This window comes from Streptomyces sp. NPDC059456 (assembly GCF_042750055.1).
Lineage (GTDB): Bacteria > Actinomycetota > Actinomycetes > Streptomycetales > Streptomycetaceae > Streptomyces.
On the sequence record NZ_JBHYVA010000254.1, the window covers coordinates 1 to 10725 of the forward strand.

Annotated in this window: 8 protein-coding genes; 4 read left to right on the forward strand and 4 right to left on the reverse strand. The window is 70.9% G+C overall.

Going from position 1 to position 10725, the window contains the following annotated elements:
- Positions 1-686 (reverse strand): TetR/AcrR family transcriptional regulator (locus ACFXA3_RS21990; RefSeq protein ID WP_385189103.1); only part of this gene is annotated, 686 nt, incomplete at its 3' end.
- A gap of 74 nt (positions 687-760) precedes the next feature.
- Between ACFXA3_RS21990 and ACFXA3_RS21995 the strand changes: the two genes are divergently transcribed.
- Positions 761-1165 carry a darcynin family protein gene (locus tag ACFXA3_RS21995; protein ID WP_385189104.1) on the forward strand — a complete coding sequence of 135 codons (405 nt, stop codon included), beginning with the start codon at positions 761-763 and terminating at the stop codon, positions 1163-1165.
- A gap of 254 nt (positions 1166-1419) precedes the next feature.
- Here ACFXA3_RS21995 and ACFXA3_RS22000 read toward each other — a convergent pair whose 3' ends face one another.
- The 3 genes from ACFXA3_RS22000 to ACFXA3_RS22010 are packed head-to-tail and all read right to left on the reverse strand — an operon-like array spanning position 1420 to position 4897.
- Complete coding sequence (locus tag ACFXA3_RS22000; RefSeq protein WP_385189106.1) at positions 1420-2505, reverse strand: tetratricopeptide repeat protein; 1086 nt, start codon at positions 2503-2505, stop codon at positions 1420-1422.
- Positions 2505-3566 carry a tetratricopeptide repeat protein gene (locus ACFXA3_RS22005; RefSeq protein ID WP_385189108.1) on the reverse strand — a complete coding sequence of 354 codons (1062 nt, stop codon included), beginning with the start codon at positions 3564-3566 and terminating at the stop codon, positions 2505-2507. The genes ACFXA3_RS22000 and ACFXA3_RS22005 overlap by 1 nt, the downstream gene beginning before the upstream one ends.
- The gene (locus ACFXA3_RS22010; protein WP_385189110.1) at positions 3563-4897 is read right to left on the reverse strand and encodes an AAA family ATPase; all 1335 of its coding nucleotides are present in this window, start codon (positions 4895-4897) and stop codon (positions 3563-3565) included. Before ACFXA3_RS22010 ends, ACFXA3_RS22005 begins: the two co-directional genes overlap by 4 nt.
- A 365-nt stretch (positions 4898-5262) precedes the next feature.
- Here ACFXA3_RS22010 and ACFXA3_RS22015 point away from each other — a divergent pair, with 365 nt between their 5' ends.
- The 3 genes from ACFXA3_RS22015 to ACFXA3_RS22025 all read left to right on the forward strand — a co-directional run bounded on the left by ACFXA3_RS22015 (position 5263) and on the right by ACFXA3_RS22025 (position 10390).
- Positions 5263-5937: a hypothetical protein gene (locus ACFXA3_RS22015; RefSeq protein ID WP_385189112.1), complete on the forward strand. Its 675-nt coding sequence runs from the start codon at positions 5263-5265 to the stop codon at positions 5935-5937.
- A gap of 635 nt (positions 5938-6572) precedes the next feature.
- Complete coding sequence (locus tag ACFXA3_RS22020; RefSeq protein ID WP_385189113.1) at positions 6573-7526, forward strand: hypothetical protein; 954 nt, start codon at positions 6573-6575, stop codon at positions 7524-7526.
- On the forward strand, positions 7514-10390 hold the full coding sequence (locus ACFXA3_RS22025) for an NACHT domain-containing protein (RefSeq protein ID WP_385189114.1): 2877 nt from the start codon (positions 7514-7516) through the stop codon (positions 10388-10390). Before ACFXA3_RS22020 ends, ACFXA3_RS22025 begins: the two co-directional genes overlap by 13 nt.
- Positions 10391-10725: the final 335 nt, after the last annotated feature.

Below are 10725 nucleotides of genomic sequence, written 5' to 3' on the forward strand. Positions count from 1 at the left end.
TGGGGCTCAGGGTCGGTGTGGGCGAAGTCGAGGTGCCCGAAGACCTCGACCGCGACCGCCCCGTACAGCCGCGCCCAGCAGGCGACGAAGACGTAGATCCCCTCCAGTGGCACCGGCTCCCCGGCCAGGTGCTCGCGCACCTCCTCCAGCTGCACCACCCAGGCCGGGTCCAGATCCGTAGGCGCCTGCATGCCGCCGCGGCGCCACATCTGCACCATGAGGTCGAGCAGGACGGACCCGAAGCGCCAACTGGAGTCGTGCGCGGCGTCCTCGGGTGTCGTGCCGGCGTCTGCCACGGGCTTGGCGAAGAGCAGGGTGAACTCCTGCGGGTGGGTCAGCGCCCACCGCCGCAGCTCCCGGCACACTTCCCTCAGCCGCTGCCCCGGCTCGTCGGCCGGCCGCCTCTCGCGTGCGGCGGCCAAGGCGGCGGCGAGCTCCTCGTAGAGGTGTGAGACCAGGGCCTGGACGAGCTCCCGGTGCCCGGCGTAGTAGCGGTAGAGGCCCGGCGCGGTCAGACCCATCTCCCGGGCGACAGCCCGGACCGTCACCGCAGCAGACCCTTCCTCCACCAGTAGCCGCCGGGCGATGCGCATCGCGTCGGCCAGGGCTTCGTCGCGTACGCGGTGGCGGCGCCTGGGCCGGGTGCCGTGCGGGGTGTCCGTCATCTGGGCCGGTCTGCCTTCCACTTGACAAAGTTAACAGGTATCACTTTAGCTTCCCATCAGAGTTAACGGTGTAAACAACTGGCTTCGGGGGACTCATGACCTACGGCATCGTGCTGACCTACACGCTCACGCCGCGCTGGCTGGCGCTGTCGCGCGAGGAACGCAACCGGATGCGCGCCACACACATCGAACCGGTCTTCGCCCGCTACGCGGACCGGGTCACGGCCCGGTTCTTCGACGCCGAGGCGTTCAGCGGCAGCCACTCCGACTTCGCCGTCCTGGAGACCGAGGACCTGGGCGCGTACTACTTCCTCATCGAGGCGCTGCGTGACACCCCGCTCATCAGCGAGGGTTACCTGGCCCTCGGCGAGGTCCTCCTCGGCGTCCGCGACGGTTTCCGGACGTACGAGCACCACCTCGCCCCCGCCACCACGACGACCACGGAGGCTCACGCGGGAACGGGCGCAACACCCGCGCCGGACGGTGGCCGCTGCACCTGAGGTGGACCGCAGCCACCGCACCGGCGCTGCTCGACACGCTCACACGGGCCGCGCCGACCGGCTGTTCGCCACCGGCGACCTCGACCCGCCGGACTGACGCTCGGCCAACGCCGATGCCGTCTCCGCACTCCGGCGACGGCCGACACACTGCTCGCTGGTGGTCCCGGCAATTCCTACGAACGCACCCACTCCATGGCCCGGGCCGCAACCGCCATCGGGATCCGGACCGGCGTCGTACCGTGGGTCGTCGTCTCCTACGGCTTCGGTGCGCGCTGCTCAAGGGCGGTACGGCCGGCCACGGACATGACGAGCGCGAAGAAGAACAGCGGAATCGCGAGCGCACCGAACAGGACGCTGCGCCACAGCACCAGCGCCAGGGCCGAGTGGACGATGAGCAGCCCGACGGCGAACGCCATGCCGAGGACCTGCCGGCAGCCGCGCGCCACCAGCAGGAGGGGACGGCGCAGGTGGGGCGGGACCCGCCGGCTCTGCCACAGCAACCAGCCTCCCCAGCTGCCGGCCAGCACGGCCGTGCACACCAGGTGGGTGACGAGGGCGTCGGTGCCGGCGGCGCCCGCACGCAGGCGGGCAGAGCCGCACGACACGGCGATGATTCCGGCGAGGGCCACCCAGCGGCAGCCCGAGACCGCTCCCCAGGCCATGGTCTCCAGGTTGTGGCGGGCCCGGCGGTCGTTCAGGTCGAGGGCGGCGGACTGGACGAAGCCCTCCGCTGCCCGGGTCCACGAGCCGGGGCGGAGCCGGCCGTGGCGCAGATGGAGCAGCGAGAGGTTGTTGTGGGCCCCGCTGCTGTCCGGGTCGAGCCGCAGCGCCGTCTCGTAGGCCTGCCGGGCGACGCGGTGGTTGCCGGTGCGTTGGGCGGTCAGGCCGACGAGGAAGTGCGCGTCGCTCTCCTCGGGGGCGAGGGCGACGGCCGCGCGGGCCGACTCGTATGCGGCCCGCCTGCGCTTCTTGCGGACGGCGCGGCCGCGGACTTCGCGGTCGAGGACGGTGCCGAGGGTGTAGTGGCTCCCCCAGTACTGCGGGGCGAGCTCGACGGCGCGCCGGGCGGAGCCCTCGGCCCGCTCGTACTCCTTCAGGGCGAGCAGGACGTGGGTGTGCAGGAGCCGGGCGCTCACCGACTCGGGTTCGACGCGCAGGGCGTGTTCGACGGTGGTGAGCGCCTGCTGTTCGTCGCCGAGGCGGTGCCGGCAGCGGGCGAGCAGCACGAGTGCGGTGGCGTCGTCGGGGTGTTCGGCGAGGTGCTGGGCGGCGAGTGCGGCGGCCTGCTCGTGGCGTCCCAGGTCGCAGAGGACGTCGGCCTGTTGCAGGGCCCGGCTCATCAGACCTTGTCCCGGTCGTGGGTGATGCTGAGCAGGTTCGGTACGAGGGCCAGCCAGAACAGGACCTGGGGGACGGTACGCTCGCTCCATGGCAGGACCACGAGCAGCAGCGCGCACAGCGTGGCCCAGGTGGCCTGGCCGAGCACGACCCTGGGCCAGAAGGAGCGGCGCACGAGCACGGACACGGTGAGCCGTGCTCCGGTCCGCAGCCGCCGGTAGCGCCGCCAGGCGCCGAAGCCCCACACCAGGCCCATCAGAGTGAGCGCCCACAGCCGGGTACCGAGATCGACGGGCAGTTCCTTCGCCCCGCCCCCGGCGGGGAAGACGTCGGCGGTGACGGCGGCCATGGCCAGACAGAGCAGGGCGAGCCATCGGGTGCCACGCAGCATCCGGTAGACGGCCCGGTCGAGGTCGGATCGGAGCGACTCGGAGTCGGGGGCGGCGGCGAGTGCGCCGGCGTAGAGGTCGGCGGCCCGGGCGGCGGACGTGCCGGGCTTGCGGACCTCGCGGTGCGTGACCGTGGCGACGGCGAGCTGGTCGGTCGGGTCGATGCGCAGGAGCTGGCGCACGGATTCGTCCAGCAGGTCGGAGCGGCTGTTGAACGCGGCGACCTTGTACATGGTGTGCCACGTGTCGACGACGTCGGGGCCGAGCCGTACGGCCTCCTGGGCCTCCTGGAGTGCTTCCTCCTTCGTTCCCACGAAGATCAGCATCTCGGCGCGCTGGGCACGCGGGCCCCAGCGATCCGGCGCGAGGCGGATGGCCTCGCGCTGCGACTGCTCGGCCTCGGGCAGCCGGCTCATCCTGCGCAGGGCGAATCCGCGCATGAAGTGCCCGTCGGCGAGCTCGGGTTCGAGCTTCAGGGCCCGGTCCGCAGCGTCGAGCCCCTCCTCGTTGCGGCCGGCGGCGGTGAGGCAGCGGGCGCGCACGGTCCATGCCCCGTGGTCGTCGGGCGCCTCGGCAAGACGCCGGTCGAGGAGGGCGAGGGCCTCCTCGTACCGCTTCATGCCGTACACCTCAAGGGCCTGTTCGACCCGCGGGTGCAGGGATGTTCCACTCACAGTTTGCGCTTCTTCTTCAGGTAGGCGACCAGGTCGTCGTAGATGCCGCCGTCGTTGGCGAACATGGCCACGTTGCGGGCGGAGGCGAACCAGGATTCACTGGACGGTTTGATCTGCTTGGCCGCGTTCAGGAGGTCCTTGGTGCCGATCATGCGGACGGTGCCGGACCGGACGGAGTCCAGGAGCGCGTACTCGGCCGCGCTCTCGCAGACATGGGCGAGATCGGCGCCCGAGAAGTCCTCCGTGACCTTGACGATCTTAGCGAGATCGACGGACTCGATGGGGCGCTCGCGCAGGTGGTAGCGGAGGATCGCCTCCCGGGCCGGGGCGTCCGGCGGCAGCACGAGCAGGGTGCGGTCCAGTCGGCCGGGGCGGCGCAGGGCGAGGTCCACGTCCCAGGGGACGTTGGTCGCGGCGAGCACGAAGACGCCCTCGTTCTGTGCGGCGTTGATGCCGTCGAGCTCGGTGAGGAGCTGGTTGACGACATTGCGCAGACCGCTGTGGTGCATGCGCGAGCGCTTGGCGCCGAGCGCGTCCAGCTCGTCGAGGAAGACCACGCAGGGCGCTTGGCGGCGGGCGGCCTCGAAGATGTCGTGGAGGTTCTTCTCCGAGGTGCCGATGTACATGTCGAGGATGTCGGAGAGCGAGACCGACATGAAGCCGGCACCGAGTTCGCCGGCGACGGCCCGTGCGATGAACGTCTTGCCGCAGCCGGGCGGCCCGTAGAGGAGCAGGCCGCCGCGGAGCGACTTGCCGTACAGCTTGCGGAGTTCGGGATTGCGCATCGGAGCGAGGAAGGCGGCTTCGAGCCGGTCCTTGACCTGCTGCATGCCGCCGACGTCGGCGAGGCGTACGTCGCCGGGGGCGTCGATGTCCCAGGCGGACGCACCGGCCGGGTCGCCGCTGCCGTCCGCGGTCAGGGGGGCCTCGGTGGCATCGCCCGCGTCGGCGGGATCGGTGGGGCCGGCCGCGAAGCGGGGGCCGACGACGTCGGCGACTTCCTGCTCGGCGGCGGCCCAGTCGAAGCCGGGGCGTTGGGTGCCGTCCGTGGCGGGCGGGGGGACGGCGGACGCGCCGGCCCGGGGCGGGGTTGCGGTGGCTGCGGGCGGGGGCGTGCCGACCGTGGGTGGTTGCATGGCCCGGACCATCAGGCCCCGTACGGCTACGTCGCCCGGCGCATGCTGCAGTGCGACCGCGGCTTGCGTGACGGCCTCGTCGTGCCTCCCCTCCGCGAGGAGCAGTTCGGCGAAGTGCAGCCGCAGCGGCACGTCTTCGGGGGCGGCGGCGACGGCTGCCCGCAGGCTGCGGATGAGAGGTGACTCGTCGGACATGGGGTCAGCCTAGAAAGCGGCCCGTGGCTCTCGTCCACCGGGGCGGTCAAGATCGACGGGCCCGGGGAGCGCATGGGTCCGGCGGCATCCGGCCGGCCGTCCGCCGGTACGTGGGACACCTCGTCGCGGATCACGGTGGTGCGGTCCGAGAGGCAGAGCCGGGCCGAACTCACCGTCCCCGTCCATACGCTCGCCGTATAGGGGAAGGGCAGGTCGCAAGTGGCTCATTTATGCCGTACGCCTCATACCTACCCGGAGAATCTCACAAGCAACAGGCGGTGATGGAACGTGCGGTCGACGGCGGTGGGATTCACCGGCGTCGTAAGGCGGTTCACCGTCCCCCCACCCAAGCGAGAGGCTCCACGATGACAACGAACCGCGTCGGGCGCTACGCAGCGCGCGCGCTGACCATGACGATCGCGACCTGCGCAGTCGCGGCCGCGGCCGTCCTTCCGGCATCCGCCGCCGACCAGCCCACACGGCAGCAGCTCATGGCGGACTGCGCCTCGGGCGAAGGCAAGTGCACGTTCAACACGCCCCGGCTCGAAGAGGCGTACCTGGGCGAGTTCCGGCAGGTGTCGAACTCCCTCTTCAACTGCAGCACGTCCGATGCCACTCAGGCGATGACGTGGGACGACACGGTGGGATCCACCGACTCCCTGGGCGTCTCCGTCACCGCCGGCGGCAAGATCGCGGGCATCGTGGACCTGAGCATAACCGCGAGTTACAGTCACAGTTGGTCGAGCTCGCACTCGGAGAGCAGCTCGCTCAACATGACGGTCAAGCCCGGCGAGGTCGGCTGGATCTCGCGCGCCCAGGTGATGCAGAAGGTCTCCGGCACCTGGCAGACGCACTACGACAGCCCCAAGTGGGGCCACTACTACTGGTACTTCCAGGACACCATCACCGGTCCGGTCCAGAACGGCACCGACGGCAAGAGCAACGCGGTCGTGGTGAAGAGCAGGAAGATGACCGCCGCGGAGAAGCGTTCCTGCTCCGCGGGATCCCGCAAGGACGGCACGTTCGTCCAGGAACGCTGAGCAACCGCCCGCGCATGACCCGGCTCCCCGTCCCGCCCCGGGCGGGGGGCCGCTCCGCAGGTCCTGCCTCAGGCCCGGAGGATCGTGTTGACCGCGGCGGCCGTGGTGGGCCCGAAGGCATCGGGGCAGGCCAACCGCCCCGACTGGTCGTGACCGCAACCGCATCACCGGGCCGGGCCCGGGCCTCCGGAATCGTGGTTCCTTCCGGCACCGGAGGGTCCGTGTCAAAGCCACCCACCCGAAGCCGTGTTGCCGGGAACCGGAACCGTGGCACCCCGCACCTCGGGCATTGTGTGCCGGGGCGGGGCGTGTGCTATGAAATGGCTCCTCGAAGCCGACCGGGCCCGAAGCGTGGGGGACGGGGCGCGCGTCGCGTGCGGGCTTCGCCGTATGGACAGAGGTGGCGGGTGTACCGATCCGTAGTCTTCGTGCACGGCACGGGAGTGCGTGCGAAGAAGTTCTCCGAAACGCTGACCAAGATCAAGGAAGAACTGCAGGGCCGGGCTCCCGACTTGGACGTCCGGGGTGTGTATTGGGGCGACTCACACGGCGTCCGGCTGAATCTGGGCGGGTTATCGATCCCCGACTACCACCGCACACAGGGGGGTCAAAAGGAGAGCGCCGAGGACGCCCGAATGAGTCACTGGGAGGTCCTCTACCTGGATCCGTGGTACGACTTGCGGGTCCTGCGCCTCGCCCCCGACGCCGCCGCACGCGACGAACGGGCCTTCCTGGCCACGGTCGACGGCTACCGGCCGAGGCCCCGGACTGCGGCCGCCCTGCGAGACGCCGGACTCGAGTCCTACTTCGATCTGGCCCTTGAGGACGTGCGCCGCGCCCCTGAACTCCGTGCGGCCGCCAAGACCGTCGACCGGTCCGGCGTCCAGCACCGGGCCGCCGTCGCCACCGCGCTCGTCGCGCACACTCTCGCGGCCGCCGAGCGCGACGGCAGGGTGACCCGGGTCGGACCGTTCCGCGACACCCTGCACTCCCACGTGGTCGGCGACCTGTCCGCACAGGACCGGGGTGCCGGGAACCCTTTCAAGAAGGTTGCCCTGTCCCTCGCCGCGCCGATCGCGACCTGGTACGGGCAACAGCACCGCGGCGCGATGAGTGACGGGGCCGCCCCGCTCACGGGAGACATCCTCCGCTACCAGGTGCACGGGAGAGGCATGCGCGAGGAGATCGCCGCGGTCGTGGCCTCGGCCCCTGGCGACGCGGTCACGCTGATCGGGCACAGCCTCGGAGGCATCGCGTGCGTCGAGCTGCTCGCCGACACGGCGGGGCCCGAGGGAGTGGGCAAGGTCGATCAGCTGATCACCGTGGGAAGCCAGGCCTCGCACCTCTACGAGCTCGACGCCCTCGCCTGCCTGCCGTTCGTGCGGGAAACCGGACTGCCCGCACGGTTCCCCGAGCGCTGGCTGAACATCTTCGATCGCAGGGACTTCCTCTCGTATCCCGCCCAGCCGGTGTTCGGGACGCGGGTGCAGGACATGCACGTCGACAACATGCAGCCGTTCATCGAGTCGCACAGCGCCTACTGGGACAACGATGCGATGTGGGAGGCCGTGACCGCATGGATCGGATGAACGAGGGCCCGGTGGACCCCGCAGGGGTCACGGCGGCCCTCGTCGGCATCGAGGTCTACGCGGACGGTGCCGAGTACAGCGAGCTCCCCGGGCCGGCCCGTGACGCACTGCGCTTCGCGGAGTGGCTGCGGGCCTGCGGTGTCCCCGCGGAGAACATCACCCTGTTGCTGTCCCCGACACCCGACTTCGCCGAGGAAGCCGTCACGCGGGCGGCGGCCCTGGGCATCCCCGTCACGCCGGCCTCCGCCGACCTCGTGCGGAAGACGTTCATCGAACTCGACCGCACCCGCGAGCTGCTCTTCACGTACTGGGGCGGCCACGGCGTGATCGCGCCCTCGACCATGAGCCGTCACCTGCTGCTCGCCGAGTCCATCGAGCGGGACCCACAGAGCATGCTCTTCGATGATCTGCGCCGCCATCTGCTCTGCGAGGACGAGGAACACCTCGGCCTGACACGGCAGATCTTCATCGTCGACACCTGCGGCTGGTACCTGAAGAGGCGGGAGCGCGAACCCGTTCCCCGGCGCTTCCCGCAAGGCGACCTGTCCGACAAGGAGATCGACCAGTACTTCCTGTTCGCCAGCCGCGACGGCCAGGGAGCCATCAACGACGCCGGGCTCGGCACGACCGAGTTCGCCCGGCAGGTGCTCGGGTACCTCCACTCCGACCTCCGCGTTCTCCCGCCTGACGTCGAGGAACTCACCCGGCGTGTCGACAGGTACTTCTCCGACCCCGCTCGGGCCACCGATGTCACGCAGACGCCCGTGAGCATCCGTCACCGTTCCTATGCCGGCTCCGAACGGGATCTGGGCAGCGCGCGGCTCCGCGAACGCCGCGTACTGCCGGTCGCCCCCGCCCATCTGCACGACGCCCTCGGCCGGCTGCACCAGAGGTCAACCCGGCATGTGGGACGTTTCGCGCTGTCCAAGTCCGGCATCGGAGCCCACGCCGGACTGCACGCCATCAACGTCGGCTACGAGACCCTTGACGTGAGCGCGGGTGTCCCCAAGCGGGCCGTGTACGCGACCGTGCGGCACTTCTACGACGCGATCCCGAACGGCCGCCTCGTCGTACGCGGCGCCGCCGGGTCCGGGAAGACCGTGCTCGCGGTGCACCTCGCAACGGAGCTCCTCGAAAGCCGCGCGAAGGACGAGCCGGTGCCCGTCCTCCTCACCCTCGTCAACTGGCGTACCCCACCTCCCGAGTCCAGGCCCGACGGCTCGCAGGCCGGCTACGACCGACTCGTACGGCACTTCGAGGGTTGGCTCGCCGACCAGTTGCTCAAGCAGAAACTGTGCGACGACGCCGAGACGGCCAGAGCGCTCGTCGACGGCCGCTGGATCCTTCCGGTCCTCGACGGACTGGACGAGGTGCGCATACCCCAGGAGGCCAACGCGGACGGGCCCTTCGGGTACCTCGTCGCGGCCATCGACCGCTATCTGACGGCCGGCAGCGGGCGGCCCGCACCCGTGGTTGTCACCGTGCGCAGCACGGGGGACGATGACACGCGGCCCGGTCCGTCCTCGGCATGCGTGGTGGAAATGCAGCGACTGTCCGTCCCCGAGATAGTCGGCGCCCTGACCGACGGGGTCCCGGGCTACCCGACCGATGGGCATTGGGAAGACCTGCGCGCCGATTTGCGGCTCGGCGAGGCGAGCACAGCCGCCCGCCGCCTGGACTCCCCCTGGAAGCTCGTACTGGCGGTCAAGGCGGTCACCGGGCCCGACCCACAGATACCGGTCACGGAGCTGGTCCACGCACTGGTGCGGACGGGCGACGGGGCGGACGAGGCGTTGCACGAACGACTCCTGGCGGCATTCGTCCCGGCCGCCTGCACAGACGCCGTGGTGGCCGAACCCCGACCACCGGACGCGCCGACGGCCGTGCGCTGGCTGGCCGAACTCGCCCGCCACCTCGGCCGACACGCATCCGAGGATCTCACCCTCAGCCGCATGTGGGTCATCGCGGGCGAGCGGCGGGTGCGCGCCGTGCAGGCGGTGGCGCACGTGGGGATCGTGCTCTTCTTCTGCGTGGCCTGTCTGCTGGCAGCCGTCGGGGGGCCCGGCCACGCCCTGACCACCGCCGGACACCTGACCGACGGGACGGCCGACCTGTCGGGCGCCACCGGTCGCAGGCTGTGGGCGGCCGCAGCCTTCACCGCCGTCGTCACCGCGGCGGCCGCCGCGACCGGGATCGCCCACCGGACCTGGGTGCCCGTCGTCAACCGGCGTACGCGAGGCCTCCGTGAACGCTTCGAAGGTCCCAAACGGTCCCGGCTGCTGCTGAGCATCCTGTCGGGCCTGGAGATCGGCGGAGCCATCGGCTCGGCCTTCGGCCTGGGTACGTACCTGCTGTTCGGTCCGGTCGCGGGACTCGTTGTCGGCGGGGTGATCGGGGTGGTCCTGGGCTACGGCATGGAGGCCAAGGTCGGGCTCGACCGTACCCTGAGCGGCAACTTCTCACCGGCCTACTACTGGAAGTGGGATGGTCTGGGGCTGTTGGCGGGAGCGGCGACGGGCACGTTGGTCTTTTGGCTGGTCGACTACCCGCCCTGGTCGGGTACGGCCTTCGGAGGCGCGGTGGGCTTCTTCGCGGCCTTCGCCATCGGACTGATCAGCTGGCTCCGGTACGTCATCGCCATGACGATGATGAAGCGGCGCGACCTGCTTCCCTGGAAGGTCGCGGCGTTCCTCGACTGGGGACACCGGGCGGGCGTGCTGCGCGTCCACGGGGTCTCGTGGCAGTTCCGGCACGCGGAGCTCCAGCACTGGCTGGCGGCCCAGGAGCGGCCACCGCGGTCCCGACGTCCGTCGTCGGGGCGCTGGCTCAGGCTCCTTGAGCGTGTCGTACCCAAGGTCGAGTGACATGTGAACGAGCGAAAACGTGCCTGACAATGCTGTCAGCTGCCTCTGCCCTCACGGACAACGGCCCTGACCTCAGCAGTCCCGGCCCATGCTGCGGCTCCGGCGGACGGGGGTGGGCCGGTCCGCTCGGTGATCGAGTCGATCGTCGGCCCGGACGAAGCCGGGGGCGGCTGCTGCCAGGTACAGCCCGGCGTAGCCACGAGCAGGATCACCGCCGGAGCTTCCCGGTCATCATGCCGACGCCGGCCGTCGCCCTGAGGCCGTGATGCCGTCCGCCCGGCGACGTCGACTGCCCGTCGGCGGGCCGAAGTGTGGGGGGCCGGGGCCGCGGGGCC